31 protein-coding genes are annotated in these 25,307 nt (G+C 55.8%); 11 read left to right on the plus strand and 20 right to left on the minus strand.

Annotation, left to right across the window (positions count from 1 at the left end; all coding sequences use genetic code 11):
• The 5 genes from E3E42_RS08650 to E3E42_RS08670 form a co-directional block, all read right to left on the minus strand.
• On the minus strand, positions 1 to 513 hold the full coding sequence (locus tag E3E42_RS08650) for a ferritin family protein (protein ID WP_167904133.1): 513 nt from the start codon (positions 511 to 513) through the stop codon (positions 1 to 3).
• 140 nt (positions 514 to 653) lie between these two features.
• Positions 654 to 1,142, minus strand: a complete 489-nt coding sequence (locus E3E42_RS08655) for a ferritin family protein (RefSeq protein WP_167904135.1) — start codon at positions 1,140 to 1,142, stop codon at positions 654 to 656.
• A 47-nt stretch (positions 1,143 to 1,189) separates the two neighbouring features.
• Positions 1,190 to 1,369 carry a hypothetical protein gene (locus tag E3E42_RS08660; protein ID WP_088865456.1) on the minus strand — a complete coding sequence of 60 codons (180 nt, stop codon included), beginning with the start codon at positions 1,367 to 1,369 and terminating at the stop codon, positions 1,190 to 1,192.
• Positions 1,362 to 2,069 (minus strand): SagB/ThcOx family dehydrogenase, encoded by a 708-nt coding sequence (locus E3E42_RS08665; RefSeq protein WP_167904137.1) that lies wholly within the window; start codon positions 2,067 to 2,069, stop codon positions 1,362 to 1,364. Before E3E42_RS08665 ends, E3E42_RS08660 begins: the two co-directional genes overlap by 8 nt.
• Positions 2,070 to 2,102: 33 nt before the next feature.
• Positions 2,103 to 2,588, minus strand: a complete 486-nt coding sequence (locus tag E3E42_RS08670; protein WP_167904139.1) for a THUMP domain-containing protein — start codon at positions 2,586 to 2,588, stop codon at positions 2,103 to 2,105.
• Positions 2,589 to 2,649: 61 nt separating this feature from the next.
• On the opposite strand from E3E42_RS08670, the gene E3E42_RS08675 reads away from it, so the two are divergent.
• From E3E42_RS08675 to E3E42_RS08700, 6 genes are all read left to right on the plus strand, one after another.
• Positions 2,650 to 3,855: an AAA family ATPase gene (locus E3E42_RS08675; RefSeq protein WP_167904141.1), complete on the plus strand. Its 1,206-nt coding sequence runs from the start codon at positions 2,650 to 2,652 to the stop codon at positions 3,853 to 3,855.
• Positions 3,856 to 3,861: 6 nt separating this feature from the next.
• A complete protein-coding gene (locus tag E3E42_RS08680; RefSeq protein WP_167904143.1) occupies positions 3,862 to 4,395 on the plus strand; it encodes a metal-dependent hydrolase in 534 nt (177 codons plus the stop codon).
• 45 nt (positions 4,396 to 4,440) lie between these two features.
• Positions 4,441 to 5,286 carry a hypothetical protein gene (locus tag E3E42_RS08685; protein WP_167904145.1) on the plus strand — a complete coding sequence of 282 codons (846 nt, stop codon included), beginning with the start codon at positions 4,441 to 4,443 and terminating at the stop codon, positions 5,284 to 5,286.
• A 65-nt stretch (positions 5,287 to 5,351) separates the two neighbouring features.
• A complete protein-coding gene (gene trxB / locus E3E42_RS08690; RefSeq protein WP_167904359.1) occupies positions 5,352 to 6,344 on the plus strand; it encodes a thioredoxin-disulfide reductase in 993 nt (330 codons plus the stop codon).
• 159 nt (positions 6,345 to 6,503) lie between these two features.
• Positions 6,504 to 7,841, plus strand: coding sequence for an ornithine aminotransferase (locus E3E42_RS08695; RefSeq protein WP_167904360.1), 1,338 nt, complete (start codon positions 6,504 to 6,506; stop codon positions 7,839 to 7,841).
• Between the two features lie 90 nt (positions 7,842 to 7,931).
• Complete coding sequence (locus E3E42_RS08700) at positions 7,932 to 8,531, plus strand: ECF transporter S component (RefSeq protein WP_148883791.1); 600 nt, start codon at positions 7,932 to 7,934, stop codon at positions 8,529 to 8,531.
• On the opposite strand, the gene E3E42_RS08705 is transcribed toward E3E42_RS08700, so the two are convergent.
• From E3E42_RS08705 to E3E42_RS08730, 6 genes are all read right to left on the minus strand, one after another.
• The gene (locus tag E3E42_RS08705; protein ID WP_167904147.1) at positions 8,528 to 8,812 is read right to left on the minus strand and encodes a family 4B encapsulin nanocompartment shell protein; all 285 of its coding nucleotides are present in this window, start codon (positions 8,810 to 8,812) and stop codon (positions 8,528 to 8,530) included. The genes E3E42_RS08700 and E3E42_RS08705 overlap by 4 nt on opposite strands.
• Positions 8,809 to 9,483 (minus strand): deoxyribose-phosphate aldolase, encoded by a 675-nt coding sequence (gene deoC, locus E3E42_RS08710; protein ID WP_167904361.1) that lies wholly within the window; start codon positions 9,481 to 9,483, stop codon positions 8,809 to 8,811. The genes E3E42_RS08705 and deoC overlap by 4 nt, the downstream gene beginning before the upstream one ends.
• A 170-nt stretch (positions 9,484 to 9,653) precedes the next feature.
• Entirely contained in the window at positions 9,654 to 9,977 is a 324-nt protein-coding gene (locus E3E42_RS08715; protein ID WP_240913675.1) for a hypothetical protein, read from the minus strand.
• A 31-nt stretch (positions 9,978 to 10,008) separates the two neighbouring features.
• On the minus strand, positions 10,009 to 11,226 hold the full coding sequence (locus E3E42_RS08720; protein WP_167904363.1) for a CGP-CTERM-anchored Cys-rich protein: 1,218 nt from the start codon (positions 11,224 to 11,226) through the stop codon (positions 10,009 to 10,011).
• 163 nt (positions 11,227 to 11,389) lie between these two features.
• On the minus strand, positions 11,390 to 12,607 hold the full coding sequence (locus E3E42_RS08725) for an MFS transporter (RefSeq protein ID WP_167904149.1): 1,218 nt from the start codon (positions 12,605 to 12,607) through the stop codon (positions 11,390 to 11,392).
• Positions 12,608 to 12,980: 373 nt separating this feature from the next.
• On the minus strand, positions 12,981 to 14,249 hold the full coding sequence (locus E3E42_RS08730; RefSeq protein WP_240913684.1) for a radical SAM/SPASM domain-containing protein: 1,269 nt from the start codon (positions 14,247 to 14,249) through the stop codon (positions 12,981 to 12,983).
• Between the two features lie 166 nt (positions 14,250 to 14,415).
• Here E3E42_RS08730 and eno point away from each other — a divergent pair, with 166 nt between their 5' ends.
• The 3 genes from eno (at position 14,416) to E3E42_RS08745 (ending at position 17,502) form a co-directional block, all read left to right on the plus strand.
• Positions 14,416 to 15,708: a phosphopyruvate hydratase gene (gene eno, locus E3E42_RS08735; protein ID WP_167904364.1), complete on the plus strand. Its 1,293-nt coding sequence runs from the start codon at positions 14,416 to 14,418 to the stop codon at positions 15,706 to 15,708.
• A 28-nt stretch (positions 15,709 to 15,736) separates the two neighbouring features.
• Positions 15,737 to 16,396 carry a hypothetical protein gene (locus E3E42_RS08740; protein WP_167904153.1) on the plus strand — a complete coding sequence of 220 codons (660 nt, stop codon included), beginning with the start codon at positions 15,737 to 15,739 and terminating at the stop codon, positions 16,394 to 16,396.
• A gap of 278 nt (positions 16,397 to 16,674) precedes the next feature.
• Positions 16,675 to 17,502, plus strand: a complete 828-nt coding sequence (locus E3E42_RS08745; protein ID WP_167904155.1) for a radical SAM protein — start codon at positions 16,675 to 16,677, stop codon at positions 17,500 to 17,502.
• 155 nt (positions 17,503 to 17,657) lie between these two features.
• Here E3E42_RS08745 and E3E42_RS08750 read toward each other — a convergent pair whose 3' ends face one another.
• The 4 genes from E3E42_RS08750 to E3E42_RS08765 all read right to left on the minus strand — a co-directional run bounded on the left by E3E42_RS08750 (position 17,658) and on the right by E3E42_RS08765 (position 20,331).
• A complete protein-coding gene (locus E3E42_RS08750) occupies positions 17,658 to 18,464 on the minus strand; it encodes a hypothetical protein (protein ID WP_370519640.1) in 807 nt (268 codons plus the stop codon).
• 264 nt (positions 18,465 to 18,728) lie between these two features.
• On the minus strand, positions 18,729 to 19,181 hold the full coding sequence (locus tag E3E42_RS08755; protein WP_058939041.1) for an Lrp/AsnC family transcriptional regulator: 453 nt from the start codon (positions 19,179 to 19,181) through the stop codon (positions 18,729 to 18,731).
• Between the two features lie 55 nt (positions 19,182 to 19,236).
• The gene (locus E3E42_RS08760) at positions 19,237 to 19,791 is read right to left on the minus strand and encodes an XTP/dITP diphosphatase (protein WP_167904158.1); all 555 of its coding nucleotides are present in this window, start codon (positions 19,789 to 19,791) and stop codon (positions 19,237 to 19,239) included.
• 51 nt (positions 19,792 to 19,842) lie between these two features.
• Positions 19,843 to 20,331: an adenosine-specific kinase gene (locus E3E42_RS08765; RefSeq protein ID WP_167904365.1), complete on the minus strand. Its 489-nt coding sequence runs from the start codon at positions 20,329 to 20,331 to the stop codon at positions 19,843 to 19,845.
• Positions 20,332 to 20,401: 70 nt separating this feature from the next.
• On the opposite strand from E3E42_RS08765, the gene E3E42_RS08770 reads away from it, so the two are divergent.
• Entirely contained in the window at positions 20,402 to 21,319 is a 918-nt protein-coding gene (locus E3E42_RS08770) for an Lrp/AsnC family transcriptional regulator (protein ID WP_167904160.1), read from the plus strand.
• A gap of 2 nt (positions 21,320 to 21,321) precedes the next feature.
• Here E3E42_RS08770 and E3E42_RS08775 read toward each other — a convergent pair whose 3' ends face one another.
• Both E3E42_RS08775 and E3E42_RS08780 read right to left on the minus strand, forming a co-directional pair.
• On the minus strand, positions 21,322 to 22,254 hold the full coding sequence (locus E3E42_RS08775; RefSeq protein WP_167904162.1) for an SPASM domain-containing protein: 933 nt from the start codon (positions 22,252 to 22,254) through the stop codon (positions 21,322 to 21,324).
• Between the two features lie 97 nt (positions 22,255 to 22,351).
• Positions 22,352 to 22,786: a molybdenum cofactor biosynthesis protein MoaE gene (locus E3E42_RS08780; protein ID WP_167904164.1), complete on the minus strand. Its 435-nt coding sequence runs from the start codon at positions 22,784 to 22,786 to the stop codon at positions 22,352 to 22,354.
• Positions 22,787 to 22,880: 94 nt separating this feature from the next.
• Between E3E42_RS08780 and E3E42_RS08785 the strand changes: the two genes are divergently transcribed.
• Positions 22,881 to 23,744 carry a hypothetical protein gene (locus E3E42_RS08785; protein WP_167904366.1) on the plus strand — a complete coding sequence of 288 codons (864 nt, stop codon included), beginning with the start codon at positions 22,881 to 22,883 and terminating at the stop codon, positions 23,742 to 23,744.
• Here the strand turns inward: E3E42_RS08785 and E3E42_RS08790 are convergent.
• From E3E42_RS08790 to E3E42_RS08800, 3 genes are read right to left on the minus strand one after another with little or no spacing between them, the layout of a single operon-like run.
• Positions 23,737 to 24,435 carry a ThiF family adenylyltransferase gene (locus E3E42_RS08790; RefSeq protein ID WP_167904166.1) on the minus strand — a complete coding sequence of 233 codons (699 nt, stop codon included), beginning with the start codon at positions 24,433 to 24,435 and terminating at the stop codon, positions 23,737 to 23,739. The two genes, E3E42_RS08785 and E3E42_RS08790, sit on opposite strands and share 8 nt — an antisense overlap.
• Position 24,436: 1 nt before the next feature.
• Positions 24,437 to 24,703, minus strand: a complete 267-nt coding sequence (locus E3E42_RS08795; RefSeq protein WP_058939049.1) for a ubiquitin-like small modifier protein 1 — start codon at positions 24,701 to 24,703, stop codon at positions 24,437 to 24,439.
• Positions 24,704 to 24,759: 56 nt separating this feature from the next.
• The gene (locus E3E42_RS08800) at positions 24,760 to 25,275 is read right to left on the minus strand and encodes a CDP-2,3-bis-(O-geranylgeranyl)-sn-glycerol synthase (protein ID WP_167904168.1); all 516 of its coding nucleotides are present in this window, start codon (positions 25,273 to 25,275) and stop codon (positions 24,760 to 24,762) included.
• Positions 25,276 to 25,307 lie beyond the last annotated feature (32 nt).

A 25,307-nucleotide genomic window follows, 5' to 3' on the forward strand; every position in this document is an offset into this window, starting at 1 on the left:
CTAAGCCTCCATCCTCTCTTTTCCCATCCCATTTCTGTAATCGTAGTCTCTGAGGAGGGATTCAACGGCCCTTTCGTGGAGCCTCTCAGTCGAGCCGAGGTAGGAAAATATCGCCCTCACGGTTTCGTCCTCGGCCTTCTCGGCCAGAATCGAGTAAACCCTCTCGGCGACTTCCTCCAGCTCAAGGGCACATTTAAGAACGGCAAAAACGTCGTTCTCACTCTCGAGCTCCCTTATATCCGAGAGCTCCTCCAGCGATGGGCCGTGGACTTCTGGAATCTCCGCCCTGAACTTCTGTGTGTAGAGGGTTCTCAGCTTCTTCTCGTGTCTCCTCGCCTCCTGGCCGAGGAGTTTGAACATGTCTCCTACGGCCCCCTCGACTTCCATGCCCCTCGCCTTCTCAGCCAGCTTCTCGTAGAGCAGGGCCTTGTCACCCTCCAGGGATATCCAGTGGGCGAGAAGCTCCCTCAGCGGAAGTTCCTCAAGGAAAGACAAGCCTTCGAGATCGACCATCCAACTCACCCAGTAAACTATACTCGAAAGGCTTTATACGGTATTTGGCACAACCGTCTATAAAGGTCGTCTGGAAGAAAAGGACGACTGACAAAGGATTTATCAAAGGAATGGGCGTTTTCGAATCGGATTTCGAAGTTTTATCCCCGTCCCTTTACCAACTCCTCGTACCTTCTCCGGAGCAACTCGTAGTGTCCGCGCTCAACCTCGGCCAGTTTGGAGTAGAGCGCCTTCAGCCTCTCGTCGTCAACCTTCTCGGCGAGCAGCCTGTAGGATTCGTGGGCTATCAGCTCGCTCTCCATCGCCGCCTTCAAAACCTCCTCCAGCTGGTCGGCCCTCTCGAACTCATCGAGAACCGGAAGAACCTCAAGCGGGGGAAGGTCGCTCCTCGGAACGTCCCCGTAGGTCTCCCGGAATTGAGTCTCAAGCTCGGCGGTGTGGTTCAGCGAATCCTGCGCCAGCTTTTCAAAGGTTTTCACAAGCTCCTCACCGAGACCCAGGTCGCGGGCACGCCTTGCGAGCTTGCGGTAAAATTCCGCCTCCTCCTTCTCACCCTCTATCCAGTACGCCAGGGCGTCCCGGTAGCTCAGCTTCGAAAGGGCCTCAACGACCTCATGAACATCGTACATTCCAATCCCCCCGTAGGAATGGCCGCCGGGCCTAATAAGCTTTAGGTTCATCTAACGAGCCATATTGCGAGGAACATGACGAGGTAAGCCATCACACTGATGACTATGTGGACCTTTATCCACACGTCCCTGCGCTTTGAAAGGAATATCATTGCCCCGCTGAGCATGGCCAGGCTCATAAGGGCAAAGGAGGCGTAACCAAGCGTGTAGTGGTCCAGGCTAACCACCGGGAACACCCACCGGAAATATGTACAGCGGGACACCTTCGGTTCCTATTATCTCGGCAACCTGGTCGTCGTAGAAGGCCCCCACCGCGACGGTTCCCAGTTTCAGGGCGGTCGCCTGCAGGTAGATGTTCTGACCTATGTGCCCGGCCTCCATGTGGACGTATCTAACTCCCCGCTCGCCGTAGTATGAGGTTGTCCTCCGATAGAATGCCACCAGGACGATGTCCACCGCCGCCCTCCCGACCCACTGCTGGTCCAGCGCGGCCTTCTGGAGGGCCCTCCTCCAGTCCCCCTTCCTCACCAGAACCAGCGTGTGGTTGAAGGGATCGTAGCGATAGATTCCAGGCTCAAGGGCCTCGACGTTCCCGACCACGACGTAAACCTCAAAGGGATAGGTTGCTCCCGCACTCGGGGCCGAGCGGTACTTCCTCGGGTCCGTTATCCCCTGCGCCGCCCACAGGAGCTGGGAGAGCTGCTCAAGGGCCAAAGGCTCGTTCCTGTACGAGCGAATGCTCCTCCGCCTTGCTATCGCTTCCTCAACGCTCATCTCTCCGGTCAGTCTCGGTTCGGGAAGAACTACAACCTCACCGGAGATTCTCTCACCCCCCTCACGCCAGGTAACGTAGGGCTTAACGAAAAGGAGGGCGGAGGAAACCACGACCAGGGCGATAACCAGGTACGAAACTCGCTTGATGTTCATGTTTATGAATTCGGCTTCATCCTATTTTAGGCTTCACCCGACCACATCAAAGCGGAGCATCTCGCCCCGCCCGACCAGCCCGATTCCCGCCTTCTTTCCAAGAACCTCAACCACAAGCGTGTAGTCCGGATCGCCAAGGTTGACTTTTAGACCGAAGCGCTCGACCACGAGCGAACCGAGGCCAATCTCAAGCTCCCTCCCTGAGAGCCTCCTGTTTCCCCGGACCCTGGCGCGCACCGCGAAGGTACCCCCTATTCCCCCCGCCAGCTCAAGGACGGCCTTCTCTATCTCCTCCTTCCTCGCTGGCACGATTAAGTCCAGGGGAACTACCCTCTGTATCGCCTGAGTTTCGAAGTTCCTCAACCATTCCAGGGCTTCCCTCTTCGGCAGGGGCGTTTCGGCCAGGAGAACCCCCCGCCAGTCCGTTCCCCTAACCCGGACCTTTTCCAGCGCCCATTCCAGTTCCAGTATGACATCCCCCTCGCGTCCCTGCGGTGCCGTAACGAGAAGAATCGTCATCTCCGCTCACCGATGGACAGGTTTTTATATTTCACGTTCCTAAACTATGCGGTGAGTTAAAATGGAAGCCGGTGGCCTTAAGCTTTATCCCTACCAGTCATACGAGGTTTACGGTCTTTCTCGGAACCCATTTGAGCAGCTCGCGAGTGAGGGAATAGCGGACGTCGAGAGCATACACGTCTATCAGGAGGTAGACATGCGCCTCCAGATGATAATCTCCGAGGTCATAGGAAACAAGAGCTCGATAGCCATGAGCATCGTCGGCCCCCTCGGGATGGGCAAGACCCAGAGGCTCAAAACCATAGCCAAGGCCATAGAGGAGAACAAGGGAAAGGCCATATACGTCAAGGTGGACACCAACGACATCCTCAAGCTCACGCGCGACATCTTCTACGCCCTCAAGCCGCCGAAGAGCAGGACTAACATATTCCTCGAGAACCTCTCAAGGAAGCTCGGATTCATAGACAGGCTCGAGAAGATGCTGAGCGACAGGGACGAGTACAAGAGCAGGGACATAGCCGAGCTTCTGACCGAGCAGATGGGCAAATACCCCTACTGCGCCCTCCTCCTCGACGAGCTTGAGAACATGGGGAGCGCGAGCGAGAGGGAGAAGATACAGTTCTTCGAGATGCTCAGACACTTCATCAGCAACATGCCCAAGGGCTGTGTGGTCGCCTTCGCCTGCGTTCCCGAGGCCTACGAGGAGTACACCAAGATATTCCCGGCGTTCTTCATGCGCCTCCACTACGAGTTCAAGCTCCGCCCGATGAGCATAGACGAGGCCTACGAGCTGGTGAAGAAGAGGCTCAACAAGGTGAGGATAAGGGACACCGATGACCCGATTTACCCCTTCACGGAGGAGGCCATAAAGCTCATACACCAGCTCGGAAAGGGAAACCCGAGGCAGATCCTGAGGCTCCTTCACTACGTCCTCAGCGAGGCCTCCAAGCACAAGTTCGACCCCATAGACGACTACGTGGTGACCACCATACTCGAGGAGCCGAAGAGCCTCGAGGAGTACCTCACGAGGATTCCGAAGGAGTACAAGGATCTGGTGGAGGCGATAGTCTTCGAGTTCAATGGAGGACCGGTTAGCTACATTCAGGTGGCCAAGGCCGTCAAGAGGCCAGGAATACAGGTCTACGACCAGCTCAACGAGCTCATAAGGCTCGGCTTCCTGGTGGGTGACCCCAAGGGCAACTACAAGGTTCCGGAGTACGTGAGGAAGTTCCTTGAAGAGGGAGAGGCCGAACGAGAGAAGGAGTGATGCACGATGCCGAATTACGACACCCACGTGCTCAGCGGGATTATCAGCTACCCAATAGCAGTCCTGATGGGTGAGTTGCTCAGGGTTTACGCCAAGCTACCCATCGAACTCACGACGATAGCCCTCGTTCTCGGCTATGCATTCTACGTCCTTGGAAGTGATTTGCCGGACATGGACCATCCGGACGCGCTGATACACCGCGGAACCAAGCCCATAGTGAGCGTCGCTGTTGGAAGCGCAGTCTTCATCTGGATGGAGGGTTGGATGAACCTGAACCCGAGCTGGCTGAACCCGGTTGCCGCCTGGGTTGCAGGCGCCCTCGGCGGTCTGGTCTCGTGGTACCTTTTCACGTGGCTCATGCCAAAGCACAGGGGAATAGTCCACTCACTACTCTTCGCAGGAATTTACGGACTGCTCGCTTTCCTGCTCGTCGAGTACGGCCTCAAGATGTCAACAGGAGAGGGACTCTTCGTCGGTATGAGCGCGTTCCTCGGCTACACCCTTCACCTTCTCCTCGACGGGGAGCTATCACTGCTGTAGAGAAACTCTTTTATTTTCCAACTTCGTATTTGCCCCGGTGGTTACATGGAAGGCGGCGGGACCCTGTTTATCGTCTTCATATTCATCATGCTGGGCATCATACTGATGGACATGGAGAGGGAAGCGAAGGCGAGGAAAAAGTGCACGGAACTGGCCTCCTCGATGAGGATCGACGGGAGAACCCTCGTACTCCCCGAGAAAACCAGGCTCCTGAGGGGAACCCTGCGGATAAGGGGCGAATGGATCGGGGCAAAGCACAGACACTACTCCGTGCAGAGAGAACTTAGAACCTCAGGGGAGTTCACCTCGGACAGGATAGAACTGGAGCCGGAGGGGTTCTTCGTCTTCATAGGTGAAAACGACGATACCCGGGTTGAGCTCCCGGTTTACGTTATCGCGGAGGGGAGGTTCAGGGACGCCCTGATATCCCCAGTGCTGCCCACGTACAGAATCGAGGCAGTGGAGAACTCCCTGGGAACGTCCCACAACGACGAGTACGCCCACCTGCGGCTGGAGACAGGGAGGGGAATGATCTCGGGGAGGCTCTACACCAGCGTCGCGAAGTGCAGGGGAGCCAGGGTGGAGCTGATCCACCCCGAATCGAAGGGGAAGGAGAAGCTCGTGGAGGTCCAGGGGAGCGGGGAAAAAGATTTTGAGAGAAGGTTCTGGGAAAAGCCCCTGATACTAGTGATGGACAGGAACGTCAGCGATCCGCGGAAGCTCCGGGAGGCCTTCGGAGCGCGGAGGGTTCTGGAGGGACACGGAAAATACGAGGTTCTGCTCACGATGGACATCCCCCTAAAGCAGGACGAACACGCGGGGACGGAACTCCTGATCGAACCCGCGGAAGGGTTCCCCGAGGGCAGTCCGGAAATTAACGTCGTGGTATGAATACCCACCACTGGGCAATAATGCTTTTAAATAGTCCACGTTAGGAAAGTCCGGAGGTGGGAGAGATGTTCAGTCTGGGAGGATTCTCACGCGGGGGAGAGTACGAGAACAAGACCTGGGACGTGCTCATCATAGGCGCCGGACCGGCAGGATTCACGGCTGCCATATACGCGGCGCGCTTCGGCCTTGAGACGCTGATACTCAGCAAGGACCTCGGGGGAAACATGGCGCTGACCGATATGATAGAGAACTACCCGGGATTCCCCGAGGGGATCAGCGGTTCCGAACTGACAAACAGGATGCACGAGCAGGTCAAGAAGCTCGGGGTGGACATCGTCTTTGACGAGGTCGCGCGCATAGACCCGACGGAGTGTGCCTACTATGAGGGCCCGTGCAAGTTCGCGGTGAAGACAAAGAACGGCAAGGAGTACAAGGCGAAAACGATAATAATAACCGTCGGCGCCGCACCGAGGAAGCTCCACGTCCCTGGCGAGGAGGAATTCACAGGAAGGGGCGTTTCCTACTGCGCCACCTGCGACGGCCCGCTCTTCAAGGGCAAGAAGGTCATCGTTGTCGGCGGGGGCAACACGGCACTTCAGGAGGCGCTCTATCTGAAGAGCATCGGCGTCGATGTAACGCTCGTTCACAGGCGCGACAAGTTCAGGGCCGACAAGATACTGCAGGACAGGTTCAAGGAGAGCGGCATTCCGGCGATACTCAACACCGTCGTGACGGAGATCAAAGGAAACGGCAAGGTCGAGGCGGTCAAGCTGAAGAACCGCGTCACCGGCGAGGAGACCGAGATGGCAGTTGATGGAGTCTTCATCTTCATCGGCTACGAGCCCAAAACGGATTTCGTCAAGCACCTCGGCATAACCGACGAGTACGGCTACATCCCTGTGGACATGCACATGCGCACGAAGATGAAGGGAATCTTCGCGGCGGGGGACATAACCAACGTCTTCAAGCAGATCGCCGTTGCCGTCGGTCAGGGTGCGATAGCGGCCAACTCGGCTAAGGAGCTCATCGACGAGTGGAACTCAAAGGTCGTGGAGTGATTTTCCACAGCCCCTCGTTCTTTTCTCCCGGTATTTTTCGGATTTCCGTTTTGGGAATCGAGGTATTTCCCGATTCTCCCGAAGATTTTTCGGTCAAAAATGTTCATCGATGAACACAGACTTATATAGGAGAACCCCTATCTCACACCGGTGATGCACATGGTGGTCAGGCCGAACGTTAAGGAACTCCCCGGACCCAAGGGCAAGGAAGTTATCGAAAAGAACTTTGAAGCCCTCGCAGTTACCACCCAGGACCCGGAGACCCTCCCGATAGTCATCGACCACGGTGACGGCATACTCGTCTACGACGTCGATGGAAACACCTTCTACGACTTCGGAAGCGGCGTCGGCGTGCTGAACGTCGGCCACGCCCACCCGAGGGTCGTGGAGGCCGTTAAGAGGCAGGCCGAGAAGTTCACCCACTTCGCGCTGAACGACTTCTTCTACGAGAACGCGGTCGTTCTTGCCCAGAAGCTGGCGGAGCTCAGCCCCGGCGACTTCCCGAAGAAGGTCGTCTACCAGAACAGCGGTGCCGAGGCAAACGAGGCCATGATGAAGCTCGTCAAGTACGGCACCGGCAGGAAGAGGTTCATCGCCTTCTACCACGCCTTCCACGGAAGGAGCCAGGCCGTTCTCTCACTTACCGCCAGCAAGTGGGTTCAGCAGGACAGGTTCTTCCCAACCATGCCGGGCGTTGAGCACATACCCTACCCGAACCCCTACAGGAACCCCTGGCACATAGACGGTTACGCCGAGCCGGACGAGCTCGTTAACAGGGTCATAGAGTTCATCGAGGAGTACGTCTTCCGCCACGTCCCGCCCCACGAGGTTGGAGCCATAGTCTTCGAGCCGATACAGGGTGAGGGCGGCTACGTCGTTCCGCCGAAGAACTTCTTCAAGGAGCTGAAGAAGCTCGCCGACAACTACGGCATACTCCTCGCCGACGACGAGGTTCAGATGGGCGTCGGAAGGACCGGAAAGTTCTGGGCCATCGAGCACTTCGACGTTGCACCCGACACCATCCAGTTCGGTAAGGCCATAGGCGGCGGAATCCCGCTCGCCGGTGTCGTTCACAGGGCGGATATAGCGTTCGACAAGCCGGGCAGGCACGCCTCCACCTTCGGCGGCAACCCGGTGGCAATAGCGGCCGGTATAGAGGTCGTCGAGATAGTCAAGGAGCTCCTCCCGCACGTCCAGGAGGTCGGCGACTACCTCCACAAGCGCCTCGAAGAGCTTCTCGAGAAGTACGAGGTCATCGGCGACGCTCGCGGTCTCGGTCTCGCCCAGGCGGTCGAGATCGTCAAGAGCAAGGACACCAAGGAGAAGAACCCCAAGCTCAGGGATGCCATCGTCAAGGAAGCCGTCAAGCGCGGGCTCATCCTCCTCGGATGCGGTGACAACAGCATAAGGTTCATACCGCCGCTGACCATCAAGAAGGAGGAAATCGACGTCGCCATGGAGATATTCGAGGAGAGCCTCAAGGCCGCTCTCCAGTGATTTCTCCCTTTTCTTATCCGTTTACTTGAGTGGTAATCCCGAAAAGTCAAGTTTTTAAAGTTATAACTTGAGATACCCCCGGTGGTGAACATGACTGAGCTGACCGAGATTCTCAAACCGTACGGACCATACGTCCTCGCCACAGTCACCCTGCTCTACGTCGCGTACCTATTCATGAACAGGAAGAAGTTCAGGAGCGCGAGCGTTCTTGCCCTCTCCGCCGTGATGGCCGCGGTGGTGGGCGTCACCACGGCGTTCATAACGATAGCCACCCCCGCGACCGGCGGCTACCTCAACTTCGGCGACACCATGGTCATGTTCTCGGCAATGGCCTTTGGCCCCGTTATCGGCGTCTTCGCCGGCGGCGTCGGCTCGGCCCTCGGCGACATAATAGCGGGCTATCCCGGATGGGCACCGATAACCCTCGTCGTCAAGGGGCTTGAGGGCCTTGCCATCGGCTACATCGCCAGAAGAAGCGACAACGTCTCGACGCTGGTGATAGCGGGCCTGATAGGCGGAATAATAATGGTCTCAGGATACTTTGCCTTCGAGGCCTACATGTACGGTATCCCCGCGGCCGCCACCGAGGTGCCCGTCAACATAGTACAGGCCGTCACCGGCGTCCTAGTAGGCACGCTTCTGGCCCAGGCGATAAAGAAGAGATACCCGGAGATAGAGGACCTCCTCTAAACCTCCAGTTTCCTTATTTCTTCCCACATCTCGTTCTCGACGAGCAGGGGCTCGACCGATATCCTCCTTGAGGCGCGCTTCACCTGGCCGAGGTAGCTGGAGTCGGCGACCACCGCGTCGTAGCCCAGTTCATCTATCCTGTATATCTTGAACCTGCACTCGCGCAGCTGCTCAACGGCGTACTCGATGAAGTTGGGCCCAACCAGCAGGATATCGGGCTCTAGGCCCTCCTCACGGAGCTCCCGGATGGCCTTGTTCAGGAGGTCGTGTATCTCCTTCATTTCGGGGCTCCCTCCACAATCTTTATTCCGCTCGACGTTCCAATCCTCGTCGCGCCGGCCTCCACCATGGCAACCGCCTGCTCGTAGGTCCGGATTCCGCCGGCGGCTTTAACGCCCATCTCAGACCCGACGACCTTCCTCATCAGCCTGACGTCCTCAACGGTGGCTCCACCGGTTCCAAAGCCAGTTGACGTCTTCACGAAGTCCGCTCCAGCTTCCTTCGCCAGCTCGCATGCCTTAACCTTCTCCTCCTCCGTGAGGTAGCAGGTCTCGATGATGACCTTGACCTTCGCGCCCCTCTCATGCGCGACCCTAACGACCTCGGCTATGTCTTTCCTCACGTATTCGTAGTCCCCGTCCTTGAGGGCACCTATGTTGATGACCATGTCGAGCTCGTCGGCGCCGTCGTCGAGGGCCCTCTCCGCCTCGAAGACTTTGACCTCTGTGGGGGTGGCTCCGAGCGGGAAGCCTATTACGCTCGCGACTTTGACGTCGGCACCCTTCTCGCGGAGGTACTCCCTTGCCAGCTTAACCCTGTAGGGGTTGACGCAGACGGCGTAGAAACCGTACTCCACCGCTTCATCACAGAGCTTCCTAATGTCATCGGCGGTAGCATAGGGCTTCAGATTCGTATGGTCGATATACCCTGCAATATCGATGCGATCAGCCATTTCCATCACCCTGTAACTACTCCACCCCAATGTATTTAGAGCTTTTCTCCCCAAAAATGCGTAAGTCCCCGGAAAATATGCGGAATTTGTTTTGAAATTCCATCAATTTCCAGCCGCATATCCACAGAACAGAAAGAAATACAGGTTTTTGAAGAAATTTCAAAGGGATGTTATCGGGCCTCCAGCCTCTCAAGCGCACGGAGAAACCTCTCCGCAACCCCCTCCTCGCCGAACACCGGTGTTTCCTTCCCATCCAAGATTCTGCAGAGGACCTCCACCGCTCTGTCCCAGCTCTCCTCAAGGCTATTTCCCCTCGGAATCGGGTTCCTGAGAACGTGCCATCTCCCCGTTGGAGGGTCGTAGAACAGCACCCTGGGGATGTAGTCCATGTCCATGAACGTGTTGTCCAGGCTGAGCTCTATTCGAAAGCCATCAACCTCGACGAAACCATCCTCGCGCAGCCGTCTCTTCCAGTCAGCGGTCGCCATGGTCATCGGTGAAAAATGTGGAAGGGAGTTTAAAAGTTCATCTCCTCCGGAGGAGGGCAACCAACGACAGCCCAACGACTAAGGCAGGACCGCATATCCCACCGTTTGGTGAACTCTCCGTCGGCATGGTTGCATCTGTAGATGGAGGCTGGGTTACTGTTGGGTCAACATAGGCCGTTCCGTTCGGGAGCTCGTACACGGGAAGCCCGCGGGTGAAGCACCTGACGAGGAGGGGGTTGAGGCTCTCATCGTAGGGTATCCATGCAAAGGTGCCGTTCTCCGTTTCGTACCAGCCTATGTGGGAGTTGTGCCCCGCGTTTCCCCACTCTGCAGCCCGGAGCACGCCCTCAACGTCCGATTCGTCCATCCGAAGGGCACCTGTCTCAATCAGCCACTCGAACTCGGCTTTTAAGGCTTTGGAGGCGTTGACCTCTGAGGGATCCAGCGACGGGGAAAGCCGGGTTACGGAGGTCTTGACCAGCGTCAGGGGGACGTCGCAGGGGATACCGAAGGCGCTGAGGAAGTCCTTGACTGCCGCGTTCACCTCGTCATCGGACCTGTTCACCCCCTCAACCTCAAGCTCAAAGTACCCTGCCCGGATCACCCTGGACGGATTGATCCCGTGCTCCCTCAGGCAGGACTCGAAAGCATCGTTCGGTTTCCAGGTGCAGAGGCCGTTGACGCAGCCGCAGCTCGTTAGGCCGAGGCAGGTGTACCACTCGCGATAGACGCAGGGAGTTACTATCTCCCGGGCTTCCTTCTTGGGGGCGCAGACCTCGCCGGAACAACCGCCCGTGGCGCAGTCCCCATCCGAAGTGCACTCTCCCCCAGTCACCGGCTTCAGAGTTATCGTGACGTTGTCCCTAGTGAAAGTTAGATTGTCCCTTGTTTTCCATCCATCAGCCTCCAGCTTTTCAAGTGCCTCGGTCGTTATAAGGAGTGAGGCGTTGAAGGCTGTTTTAGCCATTTCCCCCTCTCTCCACTCTGCTGGAATCTCTATCCTCAGATGGAGACCGTCGCTGGCGTTCCATAGTATAACCGCAAGCCTTTTGTCGTAGTGGGAGCGATAGAAGAAGGTACCGTTCTCGACTATCGCATTGTGAAGAGCATTGAAAGCGGGATACGGCTCGTAAATTATCCCGGGCTTGTTCAGAACGACCTCGACCGCATAGACATCGGTGGGGCTCATGCAGGCCTCGGCCAGGGGTGTTAGGGCGAACATCAAAAACACAATCAGCACCATGACCCTCTTCATGATCTCCACCGTAGGAAATAAGGAGAGGAAATATATATACCCCTTCCCATCGCTTCAATCCGGCTTGAACTGACCTCCTCCCGGCTAAGGGCGAGGCTTGAGAAAAGAAAAGTCAAAGGCCATCCAATTCCCAAATTTGCCATTGTATTGTTTAGGATACGGCCTACCGCTCATTTGGGATAGCCTCCGTGTGCCTGAGCCGTAGGGTCTCCCCGAGGGGCCCCACGATTTCACCGGCCTTCAGGAAGATTCCAGCAACCAGTAACGCTATGGCAAACACCAGTCTCGCCTCCCCAAGCCCAAGCCAATCAACGGCAAACCCGTAGATGAAGTAGAAAACGCTCATGACCAGTGCCGAGACCATGGAGTAAACGGACAGTATGGTGGCCCTCTTCTCGCTCGGAATCCTGTACTGGATCTCTATCCCAAGGTTAAAGGAGAAGGCCGTGTGAATCACCGTAACGAAAATCCCAATGGCAATAATCCAGAGCGGATTCTGGTAAACGACCGACAATGCCGTCAATACTGGAATGACAACCGGGGCAAGGGAGTAGGCCTTAACGCTCCACGAGTCCCTTAAGCGAACGCCTATGAGCCTTGGGATAATCTTCACGATGGATTCAACAATTCCAAGGAGTCCAAGGGTTCCCATTAAGGTCGTTCCAAGGCTTTTTGCGAGTATCTCACCGAGGTAGGGCTCGAAGAACTTCCGGAACTGGTTCGTGGCCATGACGACGGTTATCGAGAGAACCACCAGCCAGAAGAGCTGGGGCTGGAGGATGTCCTTGAATGAATGGAGAGTGTGTGAGAGGTATGAGCGCTCTGGTTTTTTGAATTCATATTCCGGAATCGTGTAGGCCACGATAAGGGTAGCTATTTCAAGGATTAACGTAAGAAGAAGGGGAAGCCAGAAGCCGTAGAGCTGGGCGAGGATTCCTCCGATCGCTATGGCTAGTGCCGAGAGTGGAATCGTAAGGGTTTTAATGTCCCGCATTAGGCTCCGGTATTCTCTTTCCATTCCAAGGTGTTTGAGGTTGTCAAAGAGCCACGCTTGGAGGCTTCCGCTCACGAACGTTGCGCCGAACGAAGCAACGATGGCATAAATGAGTAACATAGGGAATCCCCTAAGGAATATCAGGAATATCATGGCCGTTATATTTATCGCAAAGCCCACCAGAACGCTGAGCTTCCTGCTCATCTTGTCCGCGACCACACCTGTCGGGACCTCAAACAGGAAGAATCCCGCAGTCAGTATCGATGTCGCGATGCCTATCTGGGCATATGTAAGGCCCTTTGAGAGGTAGTAGACGATGAGGAGGTTCCCAATGAAGCCTGTATTCATGAAGATGTAAAGTAAGGTATAGCGCTTTACTATATCCATATTCCATCACCTGTCTCCCGATTACAGCGCAGACAAAAATAAAAATGTTAGAAGAATTCAGGTTATCTCCTTGACTTCACACCATATGTCCTTTATCGCAGGGCATGCCATCAAGGTGGCAACTTTTGGCTTTGTTTTGACTAAAGCCCTCAATTTGTCACCTCCTTTAAATTGTGGCCGTGATGTGTTCTGATTCTATCCTCTCAAGCTCAGGAGCCGTATTACGTTCAGGGTCAGAGCTGGGGACTGAGATTGACTTTTCCAACACCTTCTCGAACTCTTCTTCATATTCATCCCAGAGCCGGGAGTAAAGCCATAAGCCTATTTTGAAAGATTCTCTCGAATAGTAACATTTCAGAGCAGGCGGTATGAATCACTTGCCCGTGTATATTGTGTTTTCGTAGAAGCAAAAGTCGTGGCAGTAGAGTTTTAGCCAACAGCTCTTACAGGGTTCATGGTTGAAGAAGTTGTATTTTTGGAGCTCAAAGCGTTTTAGATGCTCCCATTCGAAGTTCTCAATGTGGCTAAGCTCAAAGTTCTTCATGCTGACGAACCGATGACACGGATAAATGTTTCCGTTCACGTCAATGGCAACGCTTCCCTTTCCAGCGCCACAATGGAAGCTACTTACTCTCCCTCTGTAAACATCCTGGATTATCTGTTTGAATTTGACGTAAACAACGGTTCCCAACTCCCCAAAGGTTTCAACTTCTTCGACGGCGATTTTCTTGAGTTGGTCCAGGTAAGTATCAATGTGCCCATTGGTTACTACGCTGTCCGAGAGGGTGGCTAATTCAACCCCGACGTTGAGGACTCCAAATTCTGTCTTGATGTGGTGGTAGATGTCATAAACTCTATTAAGCTGTTCCGGGAGAACAGTTGCTCTCACAGAAATCTTGTGGAGCTTTCCTCTTTTTTTAGCTTCTTCAACGAGGTGCTTGAGGTTTTTGGCTACAACGTTGTAGGTGGGGGAGTTGTCCGCAAAGGGTCTGTTATGGTCGTGGATTTCTTTAGGTCCATCCATGCTCACTATCACGTTGAAGGGGTGGTTTAGTACGAATTCAACCACCTCTGGGGTGAGAAGGTATCCGTTGGTTGTAACGTTGAAAAAGACGGGTTTCTTTGTTTCCCTGGCCTTCTGCTCTGCATAGAGGACGCCTTCTTTTATTGCAGGGAAGTTTAGTAGGGGTTCCCCTCCAAAGAAGACTATGCTCACTCCATAGGGAGATTTTTCAAATAGGAAGTCTATGGCCTTTCGGATTGTCTCTTTATCCATAAGTTTTGGCTTTTCGAGGGTATAGGTTCCTTTATTTGCGTAGCAGTAAACGCAGGAGAAATTACAGGCCTGGGAAACGTTGATGCTCCCCCCAAGGAGGAAACCGTAATCTTCGTTGTATTCAAGGTTTAGGGGCGGGAGCTGGTTCAAATAGTTCTGAAGTTCCCTAAGTTTTGCTCGCTCTTCCGAGGTTAGTTTGTCCCCTTCCCCTTCTTTGATTTTCTGAAGGCCAGAGTAGGTTTCGGGCTCTACCTCCACCACGTATCCCGAGCTCTCGTGTATCACGAAAAACTTTGGAAAACCAGCTATTTCAGACTTTATACAGTTTAAATCTCTATTTGTATCACCTATATCCATCAATACCATCCTCAATAGGTTAAATGCATAAAATAATTTAAAAAAATTTCGACTTTTTTGTTCTGCAAAACATGGCAACAACCTAGTTATAATAACAGCCAAAAACCCCACAACAAGCCCAGAGAGACTAAAAGCTTTATATGCTGCTTGGAGAATATCACCCGAGGTGATTGAGATGGAGAACCCCTTTGAGATAACCGGAGTCGTTGCCAGGGAGATACTCGACAGCAGGGGGAACCCGACCGCCGAGGTCGAGGTTTATACACCGATAAGCATGGGAAGAGCGGCTGTTCCGAGCGGTGCCTCAACCGGCACCCACGAGGCCCTTGAGCTCCGCGACGGCGGGAAGCGCTACCTCGGCAAGGGCGTTAGGAGGGCCGTCGAGAACGTGAACAAGATAATCGCGCCCGAGATAGTTGGTATGGACGTCACCTGGCAGAGGGACATAGACAGCCTCATGCTCGAGCTCGACGGAACGGAGAACAAGAGCAACCTCGGCGCCAACGCGATCCTCGGCGTTTCTCTTGCCGTTGCTAAAGCAGCTGCCAACGCCCTCGGCCTTCCGCTCTACCAGTACATCGGCGGAACCAACGCCTACGTCATGCCCGTTCCGATGAGCAACGTCATCAACGGCGGCGTTCACGCCGGCAACGAGCTCGACTTCCAGGAGTTCATGATAATGCCCGTTGGGGCCGGTTCCTTCAGGGAGGGCATCATGTGGGTCAGCGAGACCTACCACGTCCTCAAGAAGGTCATAGCCGAGAAGTACGGAAAGAACGCGGTCAACGTTGGTGACGAGGGCGGCTTCGCCCCGCCGATGAAGGAAGCCACCGAGCCGCTCGAGGTTCTCATCAAGGCCATCGAAGAGGCAGGCTACAAGCCGGGCGACGAGATAGCCTTCGCCCTCGACGCGGCATCGAGCGAGTTCTTCCACCCGGACAAGGGCAAGTACGTCGTCGGCGGCAAGGAGTACGACAGGGGAGAGCTCCTCGAGCTCTACCGCGAGCTGGTCTCGAGCTACCCGATAGTCTCCATCGAGGACCCGTTCCACGAGGAGGACTGGGAGGGCTTTGCCCTGATAACCAGGGAGCTTGGAGGCAAGATACAGATAGTCGGCGACGACCTCTTCGTCACCAACCCGAAGAGGATAAGGAAGGGCATCGAGATGGGCGCTGCCAACGCTCTGCTCCTCAAGGTGAACCAGATTGGAACGCTGAGCGAGGCCATCGATGCCGCATACACGGCTTTTAGGGCGGGCTACGGCGTCGTCGTCTCCCACCGCTCGGGTGAGACCGAGGACAGCACAATAGCGGACCTCGCGGTTGCCCTCAACGCCGGCCAGATAAAGACCGGTGCTCCAGCCAGGAGCGACAGGAACGCCAAGTACAACCAGCTGATACGCATAGAGGAAGAGCTCGAGGGAATAGCCCTCTATCCCGGCAGGAAGTTCCGCAACCCGTTCCTCTGACCCCTTTTCCTTAATTTTGGTGGAGCAGATGGTAGAGCTGGAGAAGTTCATAAAACCCCGGCCGCTACTGATTCTGGCAGAGCTGTTTCTCCTGCCCGCTGTGCTCCTGGCTTCGAAGTCCTACAACGCCTCGATAGCCTGCCTCGGGGCCTCGACTATCCTCTATTACATCGGCATGACAGAGCTTGTGAGCAGGAGGCTGGGACGGTGGGCGGTGAAGCGCTTCACCCTGGCCTATCTCCTCAGGGCCCTCTCGTGGGTTCTCATGCTCGCCTCGGCCTTCTACACCTATTCCGCCGTCATAAAGAACATCCTCCCCTTCGGCCCGCAGGAGTTCGTGATAACCTCCGTGGTGGCGCTCGTTGGGGCCGGGATAAACTACATCGCTGTCGGGATAAGGAACAGTGTCCTCTGGAAGATCAAGGGACTGAAGATGAGCCTCTGGATGTCGAGGCTTAACTCAATCGTGCTGTTCCTCATGGCGGCGGTTCCGTTTCTGCCGGCCCTCGCAAACGCCGGGGAGGTAACATGGCTTCTGGCGATTCTGGCCATGCCCATACTGGGCTCCTTCACGGTTCTCGCGGTACTCGGAAAGCTGTTCTATCTCAGGTTCCTCCTAACCTTCGATGAAACAGAAACGTCCAGTCAGGGTTTTAAGAGGGAGGGCGGATTGCCAAAGAGAACGTGAGGACCTCCGCAATCCCCGGAGGGGGCAAAGCCCCCTACAACCCCCCTGAGGTGATTTAAATGGCAGAACGAAAAAAACTCAAAATCTACATTCCCGGCATCAAATTCCCCTCGCAGGACCGGGGGGTTTCACCCCCCACGTCCTTGCCAACCCCCTCCCCCCGAACGTGGGGCTTCGCCCCACATAAACCGGGAAACTACGTTTCCCAGACCCTTCCTCCTCTTTTAAACACCGGAGGGGGCTTCGCCCCCTACAACCCCCTTTCTGAGGTGAGTTAAATGAAAAAGCTCAAAATTTACATTCCGGGCGTTAAGTTTCCCTCTATCTCGCTCACGGGCAACTACTGCGCGCTGAACTGCGCCCACTGCGGGAAGCACTACCTCGAGAGAATGAGGAAGCCGACGAGAAAAGAGCTGGTCAATTACTGCCTCGGTCTCGAGAGGGAAGGCTACACCGGCTGCCTGCTGAGCGGCGGAATGGACTCAAGGCTCAAGGTGCCTCTGGATAGGTACGCTGACGAACTGAGGGAGATAAAGAGGAGGACGAACCTAAAGCTCAACGCCCACGTCGGGTTCATAGACGAGAGCGATCTGGAGTGGGTCAGGTACGTCGATGTGGTCTCCCTCGACTTCGTGGGCGACGACGACGTCATAAGGCGCGTTTACGGGATAGACAAGACCGTTGGGGACTACCTGAGAATCCTGGACCTGCTCACGGGGGCAGGCGTCAGGGTGACGCCGCACATAACCATCGGGCTGGATTTCGGCAGAATCGGCTGGGAGTACCGGGCGATAGACCTGCTGGTGGAGTATCCCATAGACGTCCTCGTGCTGGACGTGCTCATCCCGACGAAGGGAACGGAGATGGAGAACGTTCCAAAGCCGGGCGTCGAGGAGAGCCTGAGGGTGGTTGAATACGCACGCGAGCGCTTTGACGGGGAGCTGAGCATAGGCTGTATGAGGCCCCTGGGACGGTGGAGGCTTGACTTTGACAGGGGGGCGGTTCTGGCCGGCATCGACAGGCTGACGAACCCGCCGAGGAAAGTCATTGAGTGGGCAAAAACGGTGAGGGAGGTGGAGATAATCTACGAGTGCTGTGTGATGTGAGCATCAATAACGTCTCCAACTGCGCCTCTGGCGAAGCATTCGCCCAGTGGAATAACCTTCTCCCCGTGTTTAAGGGCAATCGTCAAGTCATCAACGGAAATCTCCCCCTGAGAACCTTCTCCCAACCAAAGAAAAAGATGGAAAAGGACACGAGCTCACCTCCCGGGCAGCTTTACCCTTTCGAGTTCCTTTTCTGCATCTTTGATGGCCTCATCAATGGCCCTTAGGAGGACGTTCTTTGGGACTTTGACTGCCATACCGGAATACAGGACGAATGCCAGCAAAAATTCGCCCTTTCCAGAGTCTGCCGCGTAGAGAACTTCAAAGGGGTCGTAGGTTGAAAGGGTAAAGCGAACGAAGGGAGGAGCCGCTCCTGCTGAGAGCTTTTTAAGGCCCGCCAGTTCGCAGAGAAGGCCCCTATCCTCCGGCTTTTTTGCCCCCTTGGAAGACAGCCTCTTGATTTCGCCATCAACGTTCCGCTTTACCCGCCACTCCTCCGCAGGCAGTTTGCCGTCCGCCACGAAAGCCTTGAGAAGTTTAAGCTCCTTAACGTACCCCTCGAGATTAACGAACGCCTCCAGTATGTACGTGCTCCCGTAAACTTGAACTTCGTACTCGTCCATGATATCCTCAGGTTCACCGAACATCTCAAGCACTTCATGTGAAGGCGGCTTTAGCTTGAACCTGAGCCACTCCATCCGCACAGGTTTATTGTTGAGAACCGCTTTCAGGTTCTGGATGGAAGTCCGGATTGTCTCGACGAGTTTTTTACGGGTGACCTGTACTTCCCTACCACCCCGAAAGGTCAGGCAAACCCGTCCACCTTCGGCCCTTATCTTCAGGTCCCAGAGCTTTTTCGGGAAAACATCCATCGATTGGAGCGCCTTTAGGGAGCTCATGAATTCATCCAGCGCCACCGGGTCTTCACTGATGAAAACCGGCCCATCTCCGAGCACCAGCACGGGGAATCCCCTGTCTCCATCCTGGGGGAAGAAGGAAAAAGCAAAGATTGAAATCACCTCCCTCTGCAGTCGCCTTCACCTTCCACCGACTTCCCCCACTATAAAGGGCAAGGCTTTCAAAAGAAAAATGTAATCCTCTGCAATCACCAACCACTGCCTCATTCTGACCTCCTCCTAAGGAGGCTCTTAAAAGAAAACGCAGGGCTCACCATTCCTCGCATCATCATAAATCAGAAAGGAGAACGCCGATCATCGCCCCGGCCTTCACAGCTCCTCTTTCACGGTAACGAAGGACACCATCGTGACCGTCTGTCCGACGCCCTTTATCTCCCTGAGCCTGTCCACGACTATCCTTCCAACGGCCTCCGAGCTGGGGGCGCGCACCTTTATGAGCAGGTCCCACTCACCGGCTATTATGTGGACCTCGTAGACGCCCTCGAGCGCCGCTATCCTCTCCGCCACCTCGCGCTGGCTCAGGCCGGAATCAGGCTCGTAGCGGGCGAGGATGAAGGCAGTGGTCCCGAGGTCGAGCTTTTTGTAGTCAGGCTTGACGGTGAACTTCTCGATGACACCGTCCTCGACCAGCTTTTTGATGCGGTAGTGGACGGTAGTTCGGGGTATGCCGAGCTTCTTGCTGAGCGAGGCTATGTTCTCCCTCGCGTTCTCCTTGAGTTCCTTCAACAGCCTCAAATCGGTGGCATCAAGAGTGTTTACCATCGCAACCCCCTTCGTCATTCATTCAATTATTACTGTTAACTTTGGAACATGAGGCTTATTTAAGGTTTTCCTTTAGCCACTCTGAGAAGGCTTTTAAAGCCCTTCCACGATGTGATATACTGTTCTTCTCATCCGTTGTCATTTCGGCAAAAGTTCTGTCGAATCCCTGAGGCATGAATATCGGGTCAAAGCCGAAGCCGCCGGTCCCGCGCTTCTCCCTGGTTATCTCCCCATCGACACGGCCCGTGAACAGGTGAACCTCACCGTCCCAGTAGGCTATCACGCTCCTGAAGTGTGCTTTTCTGTCCTCAACGCCCGCCATAAGTCGGAGGATGCCGTCTATTCCCAGGGTCCTGTAAACGTAGGCGGAGTACACACCAGGGAAACCCTTCAGGGCGTCGATGAAGAGGCCGGAGTCGTCGAGGAAGAACGGGCCGTCGAGCCTCTCCGCGAGCCACCGGGCCCCGTACTCGGCAACCTCCTCGAGGGTGTCCGCCTGTATCTCTGGGTATTCAAACCGGAGCTGGTAGACCTCAACGCCGAGGGGCTCGAAGTACTTCCTCGCCTCCTCAACCTTTCCGGGGTTAGAAGTGATAAAAGCCAGCCTCATACCATCACCGGAGGAGAAGAGGGGAGGTGGGTAAAAAAGGTTGCCGGTTCTTCAGTCGATCCGGTAGCCTATCTTCTCCACGAGCTCCCTGCGCTCCCTCTTGAGCTCCCCGTCTTCTATCCTGTTGGCGGCCTTGCCGTCCACGACTCCCAGGACGCTCCGTCCCAGGTCCGTCTCGGCGACTATGACCTGGAGTGGGTTCTCACTAGCCCCGTAGACCATAACCACTGCGGGATGGTTCTTGACGGCGTTGAGGACGTTTATCGGGAAAGCATTGCGCATGAGCACAACGAAGACGTGGCCCGCCCCAATCCTGAGGGCGTTCTTTGCTGCGAGCTTCTCCAGCTCCTCGTCGTTGCCGCTGAAGCGCGTCAGCTGGGGCTTCGCCTCGTTCATGGCAATCCCGAACTTTATGCCCGGAACCGTCGTCAGAAGGGTCTTGGCGAGGTCATCCACGGTGAATATAGAGAAGTTGCCCTGCCCGATTATGGCCTCGACGCCCTCCGGCTTTTCGATGTCAACGACCTCTATCTTTACCATGGTCACCACCGGAAGGATTTAATATCCCGACCGATATAACCTTTTCTCGTCCGATGAAACGGTGAGTAAAATGACCGAACCGGTCATGTCCGAGCTGGAGTTCCTGGTTGAAATCCTCGACAGGTACCCCATGGAGAGTCTGAAAAAGATAGCCAAGAGTGAGGGGATAGACTACTATCGGCTCAAGAGACTCTACGACAAGTATTACGGGAAATACCTGACCGTGAGCGCTTCTTACAACGTAAAAAAGATCGGACTGAGAAGCTTCATAACGTTTCTGAGCGTGCCGTCGGACAGGATAATGGAAGTCGCGTACCGGCTCATGAAAAACCCCTTCGTAAGCTACGCAAACCCGGCCTTCGGATTCAAGAACGGCTTCTCCATCGTGTTCCACATTCCCGACAGGCAGAGGAAGCTCATTGGGGAGATGCTCTCAAAGTACTCGGACGATTACGAGTACTACGAGGTGAGGGTGTATCCCTACAGCGGCGACGACAACTTTGGGGACTGGTACCTAAGCCACGATTACGCGGTTCTTATGGACATCCTCAAGTGGGACGCCCGAACCCCCATAACAGAGATAGCCCGAAGGCTGGGGAAGAGCCGTCCGACAATCAGGTACATGATAAACAGGCTCCAGGACGAAGAGATCATCAGGCGGTTCGTCCCCCTGGTGGACGTGAACGTTCACGACAGGGCCGTTATAGGGCTGGCGAAGGACTTCGATGAAACCATCCTTGAGAGGTTCAAGGAGTACGAGATAACGGTCGGAGTCCTGCCCGGCTACGGATACCTGCTTGAATGGTTCTTCTCGTCAAAGGAAGACATGGGAAGCAAGATACTGGAGTTCAGCGGCTACGTGGAGAAGCTCCTCATCGAGTACATCGACCCCATTTTCAAGGAACTCAACGACAACAACCTGCGGGACAGGTATTCAAGAATGGTTAAAGAAGACGGGAGCGGATACCGCTCCATCCTGGAATTCTGACGTCAGAGGACTATCTGGCAGTACTCTATGCCGTCTATCTCGCCGGTGGCCTGATACTCGAGGGCCCTGCAGTCGTGGCAGATGTATTTGAACGGGCACGTGCTGCAGGCCTCGATCTTATCTTTTGTCATCCTCCAGAACTCCTTGAGGCGCCTCTTCCGAAGCATCTTCTTAATCCCAACCTCCCTGGCATCCGCCACCACGTTATTCCTGAGGAGTGGGCAGGGAAGGGCGTAGCCGTCGGCCGTTATAGCAAGGGTCCCCGCCAGGCAGTCGTGGTACCTCTCGGTGGCTGGGTTGAGTATGCGCCTCAGCTCAATGACGTTGAAGTCGAGCTTCCTCGCGGAGCCGGGATAAAGAACGTCTATGTAAATCTCCCCCGGGAAGGTAGTCCTGAGGCCCCTGAGCTCGTCCAGGTCGGAACCTTTGATTATCACCAGGGCACCGTGGAGCCAGTCCAGAGCCTCAAGCCGCCGGATGTTCTCCGGGGAGTACTCGAGCTCAGCGATGAAACGGACGCCTTCCACCGGCTTTATCTCGTCCAGGTCATCGAGAAGAACCACAGCGTAGACCTCAGGAACACCTATCTCCACGGCGTACGCGGCCGTTGAAAGGAGGTACCCGATGCTGTCGTAGTTGGTCAGCCAGAGCTCGCTTCCACCGGCCTCCAGAAACTCCCTGATAAGCTCCCTGACGCGCTCAACGCTCAGGGGGTCCCGGCGGAGGATAAAAGAGTTGTTCCCGATGCACCCAATCGAGCGGGGAATCCCGGTCAGTTCGGAGAACCTACCCCTACCCGCACCAAGCTGGAGTATGAGCCTCTCGAGTCCGCCGTTGTGGCGCCTGTTGCTCCAGGGGGGCTTTGCCACCGACGTTACCCTGGGGGAGAGGTCTATACCAAAGGAATGAGCGGTATCATAAGCCACTTTCTCCACCGAACATCACCACCGGGAGAATAGGGGGAATCGTATATATACTTTTTCTATTCCGATTTTGCATACCACTAAGAGTAGTCTGCAAAAAATGGAAAATTCACTGTCGCTTCAGGGGAACCGTCCTGTCCCCCTCTATCCAGAACTCGCCCTCGTCGGTCACCTCCCTCTTCCACACGGGCACGCGTTTCTTCACCTCGTCTATGGCCCATTCACACGCTTCAAATGCCTCTTTCCTGTGTCTCCCGCTGGCTATGATGAGTATCGTATCCTGGCCGACCTTCAGCTCCCCGTAGCGGTGCCATATGAGCATGTCAAGGATGGGGAACCTCTCAAGGGCCTCCTTTCTTATCCGCTCCATCTCCGCCTCCGCCATCTCCGGATAGGCCTCGTATACGAGCTTCCTGACGCGCCTCCCGTGGTTTTCGTTCCGCACCTTGCCCAGGAAAAACACGTAGCCACCTGCCTCGGGAACGAGCAGGTATCCCAGTGCCTCATTCAGGTCGAAGGGTTCCTTCGTGAGCCTCACCTTCATGCATATCCCCCTCGGGTATAGGGCCATGGAGATTAAAAACCGCGCGGTGGAAAGGTTTAAGTGGTTCCGGCCGCAGCCTCTCCAGGTGGATGAGATGAAGAGGTACGCGCTCCTTCTCATCGTAGTCCTCCTGGCCGGCGCGATGGCGGGCTGTCTCGGAGGGGGCGGCTCAAGCGTGACTCAAAGCACCACTGCAGAAAGCGAGAGCACCGCTCCAACCACAACCACCGCCCACCAGACCACCACGACGCCGAGCCAGACCGTGGCTGAAACCCCCGCGGGGCCGGATGTAAACGCCCTGCTACAAGGGGTATCCGGGATTAGACAGTTCACCTACACAAGCAACACCAGCCTTGAGATGTTCGTGGCGATCGAAGGGAACGGCACCTCCCAGGGGGACAACGTGACCCTCCGCATACTCGAAAGGGGATACATGGACTTTGAATCCTGGAGCGCCTGGATAAACTCGACAACAGTCAGCCTGCCCGACGGGGCGAGGACCAACACATCGAGGATCGTCGTCGGCAACGTCACCTACATCCAGACCATCGCCGGCTGGGTGAGGACGGAAGACAGTACCGCGAGCGATATCCTCTGGAGGTACAGTATCGTCGGCCTCGCCAGGGAATACCTGAAGGAAAAGCCAGATTCGGTCGAGACCGGGGCCGTCACGAAGCTGACCTACCGCATCCCGGACTACCGGATTAAGCCCCTCGCGATGGTTTATTTCGCGGCGTCACCCGACACCACCGTAAGTGTGAAAGACGGCCTGCTGGAGCTATGGTTCAGCGATGGAAGGCTTGTCGGGGGCAGACTGAGCTTCAGCGTTAGTTCAGAGACGAACGTTGATGACCCAACCCTCGGTAAGATGACGATAAAGCAGGACGGGAAGTGGAGCGAGACATTCGAGATAGACTCAATAAACGAGAAGAGGAGCGTGAAGGAGCCATCTACCTGAGCTCAACGACGTCGAAGGTGTTGAAGGCAAGATCAACTATGAGAAGTTTGTTCAGCAGGGGCTCACCGATGCCTGTGAGGAGCTTCACGACCTCCATCGCCTGAATCGAGCCGACGACTCCGGCCGTTGCACCGAGGATGGGAAACTTCTCCTTCTTTTTCCCCACCTTCGGAAAGATTTCGCGCAGGCTCTTGGTGACACCGGGCACCACTGTCGTGACCTGGCCGAAGGTGCCTTCCACGGCACCGTGAACAAGAGGCACGCGATTCCGCTGGGCGTAGTCGTCGAGCAGGAAGCGCGTCTCAAAGTTGTCGAGGCAGTCAACTATCACATCCACGCCCTCAAGAACCCCATCGATGTTCTCCTCGCTCAGCCTGCCGACGAACGTCTCGATTTCAATGTCGGAGTTGAAGCGCTCCAGCTTCCACCTGGCGGATAGTGGTTTCGGGTTCTTCCCCAGATCCTCCTCCCAGTGGAGTATCTGCCTGTTGAGGTTGCTGAGTTCGGGCTCCTGCTCGTCTATGAGGAGGAGTCTCCCTATCCCCGCGGCGGCGAGGTAGTAGGCGACGGGGCTTCCGAGGCCGCCGACACCGACGACGGCCACCTTCGAACCCTTCAGCTTTTCCTGACCTTCCCGCCCGAAGATCATTATCTGCCTGTCGTAGCGCTCGATCTCCTTTCCGCTCAGCATATCAGCCACCGCTCACGGGGGGGAATAGCGCCACGATGTCGCCGTCCCTCAATACCTCGTCGAAGCGGACGTAGCGGCCGTTGCGGGAGACGTTGACGTCGGCGAGGTCGTCCTCCTCCGCGAAGACCTCGTTCCTGAGAACAGGATGTCTCTCCTTCAGCAGTTCGATGAGTTCGAGAACCGTTATCCCCTCTGGAACCTCAAGCTCCTCCTCGCCCTTCCCGACGAGGGAGCGGTAGCGGGCAAAATACCTGACCGTGACCCTCATTCACACCACCGGAAAAAGTTGGGTGGAGGGTTAAAAAGGATTGCTGGACGGTTCCGCTACCACGGCACGCTCTTCCAGCCCATCCTGTAGGCGAAGTAGTTGGCCCCCCAGTGGACGAAGGGCGAGACGACCAGGAGGAAGATTATCTGGCCCGAGTCGAGGGTTTTAACCGGATACGCGAGGGCCAGAGCCGCTATGAGAAAACCGAGCTGGTCGAGGCCTATGGCCGGGGCGCCGCGGGGGAGGTTCGCGCGCCTCTTGAAGAAGCTCCCCACGAGGTCACCGAGAAGGGCACCGAACGAGAGCAGAAAAGCGAGCATGAGGGCGGTTTTAAGGGCCCCGTAGAAGCCAGGAGTGATGAAGTACTGAATGAGTCCCGTGAGGGTTCCCGCGGAGGCACCACCGATGAGGCCGCGCCAGGTCTTTCCATCCCCGAACACCCTTCGGCCGTCCCTCCAGTGTCTGCCCCCGTCTATGGGCCTCCCTCCTCCAACGAGCACGGGGGAGGCGTTGGCAACGTAGGCAGGCAGTATGTACCAGAACGCCCAGAGGAGAGATGAAACGAACCCCATTATTCCACCCGTCTGGAGTACAGACCGCCGGT

Source organism: Thermococcus sp. JdF3 (genome assembly GCF_012027495.1).
Classification (GTDB): Archaea; Methanobacteriota_B; Thermococci; order Thermococcales; family Thermococcaceae; genus Thermococcus.

What these genes read in the sequence shown, in the direction of transcription:
- E3E42_RS08650 (WP_167904133.1), bottom strand. Translation starts at nt 513, where the DNA reads ATGGTCGATCTCGAAGGCTTGTCTTTCCTTGAGGAACTTCCGCTGAGG.
- E3E42_RS08655 (WP_167904135.1), bottom strand. Translation starts at nt 1,142, where the DNA reads ATGTACGATGTTCATGAGGTCGTTGAGGCCCTTTCGAAGCTGAGCTAC.
- E3E42_RS08665 (WP_167904137.1), bottom strand. Translation starts at nt 2,069, where the DNA reads ATGAACATCAAGCGAGTTTCGTACCTGGTTATCGCCCTGGTCGTGGTT.
- E3E42_RS08670 (WP_167904139.1), bottom strand. Translation starts at nt 2,588, where the DNA reads ATGACGATTCTTCTCGTTACGGCACCGCAGGGACGCGAGGGGGATGTC.
- E3E42_RS08675 (WP_167904141.1), top strand. Translation starts at nt 2,650, where the DNA reads ATGGAAGCCGGTGGCCTTAAGCTTTATCCCTACCAGTCATACGAGGTT.
- E3E42_RS08680 (WP_167904143.1), top strand. Translation starts at nt 3,862, where the DNA reads ATGCCGAATTACGACACCCACGTGCTCAGCGGGATTATCAGCTACCCA.
- E3E42_RS08685 (WP_167904145.1), top strand. Translation starts at nt 4,441, where the DNA reads ATGGAAGGCGGCGGGACCCTGTTTATCGTCTTCATATTCATCATGCTG.
- trxB (WP_167904359.1), top strand. Translation starts at nt 5,352, where the DNA reads ATGTTCAGTCTGGGAGGATTCTCACGCGGGGGAGAGTACGAGAACAAG.
- E3E42_RS08695 (WP_167904360.1), top strand. Translation starts at nt 6,504, where the DNA reads ATGGTGGTCAGGCCGAACGTTAAGGAACTCCCCGGACCCAAGGGCAAG.
- E3E42_RS08700 (WP_148883791.1), top strand. Translation starts at nt 7,932, where the DNA reads ATGACTGAGCTGACCGAGATTCTCAAACCGTACGGACCATACGTCCTC.
- E3E42_RS08705 (WP_167904147.1), bottom strand. Translation starts at nt 8,812, where the DNA reads ATGAAGGAGATACACGACCTCCTGAACAAGGCCATCCGGGAGCTCCGT.
- deoC (WP_167904361.1), bottom strand. Translation starts at nt 9,483, where the DNA reads ATGGCTGATCGCATCGATATTGCAGGGTATATCGACCATACGAATCTG.
- E3E42_RS08715 (WP_240913675.1), bottom strand. Translation starts at nt 9,977, where the DNA reads ATGACCATGGCGACCGCTGACTGGAAGAGACGGCTGCGCGAGGATGGT.
- E3E42_RS08720 (WP_167904363.1), bottom strand. Translation starts at nt 11,226, where the DNA reads ATGAAGAGGGTCATGGTGCTGATTGTGTTTTTGATGTTCGCCCTAACA.
- E3E42_RS08725 (WP_167904149.1), bottom strand. Translation starts at nt 12,607, where the DNA reads ATGGATATAGTAAAGCGCTATACCTTACTTTACATCTTCATGAATACA.
- E3E42_RS08730 (WP_240913684.1), bottom strand. Translation starts at nt 14,249, where the DNA reads ATGGTATTGATGGATATAGGTGATACAAATAGAGATTTAAACTGTATA.
- eno (WP_167904364.1), top strand. Translation starts at nt 14,416, where the DNA reads ATGGAGAACCCCTTTGAGATAACCGGAGTCGTTGCCAGGGAGATACTC.
- E3E42_RS08740 (WP_167904153.1), top strand. Translation starts at nt 15,737, where the DNA reads ATGGTAGAGCTGGAGAAGTTCATAAAACCCCGGCCGCTACTGATTCTG.
- E3E42_RS08745 (WP_167904155.1), top strand. Translation starts at nt 16,675, where the DNA reads ATGAAAAAGCTCAAAATTTACATTCCGGGCGTTAAGTTTCCCTCTATC.
- E3E42_RS08755 (WP_058939041.1), bottom strand. Translation starts at nt 19,181, where the DNA reads ATGGTAAACACTCTTGATGCCACCGATTTGAGGCTGTTGAAGGAACTC.
- E3E42_RS08760 (WP_167904158.1), bottom strand. Translation starts at nt 19,791, where the DNA reads ATGAGGCTGGCTTTTATCACTTCTAACCCCGGAAAGGTTGAGGAGGCG.
- E3E42_RS08765 (WP_167904365.1), bottom strand. Translation starts at nt 20,331, where the DNA reads ATGGTAAAGATAGAGGTCGTTGACATCGAAAAGCCGGAGGGCGTCGAG.
- E3E42_RS08770 (WP_167904160.1), top strand. Translation starts at nt 20,402, where the DNA reads ATGACCGAACCGGTCATGTCCGAGCTGGAGTTCCTGGTTGAAATCCTC.
- E3E42_RS08780 (WP_167904164.1), bottom strand. Translation starts at nt 22,786, where the DNA reads ATGAAGGTGAGGCTCACGAAGGAACCCTTCGACCTGAATGAGGCACTG.
- E3E42_RS08785 (WP_167904366.1), top strand. Translation starts at nt 22,881, where the DNA reads ATGAAGAGGTACGCGCTCCTTCTCATCGTAGTCCTCCTGGCCGGCGCG.
- E3E42_RS08790 (WP_167904166.1), bottom strand. Translation starts at nt 24,435, where the DNA reads ATGCTGAGCGGAAAGGAGATCGAGCGCTACGACAGGCAGATAATGATC.
- E3E42_RS08795 (WP_058939049.1), bottom strand. Translation starts at nt 24,703, where the DNA reads ATGAGGGTCACGGTCAGGTATTTTGCCCGCTACCGCTCCCTCGTCGGG.
- E3E42_RS08800 (WP_167904168.1), bottom strand. Translation starts at nt 25,275, where the DNA reads ATGGGGTTCGTTTCATCTCTCCTCTGGGCGTTCTGGTACATACTGCCT.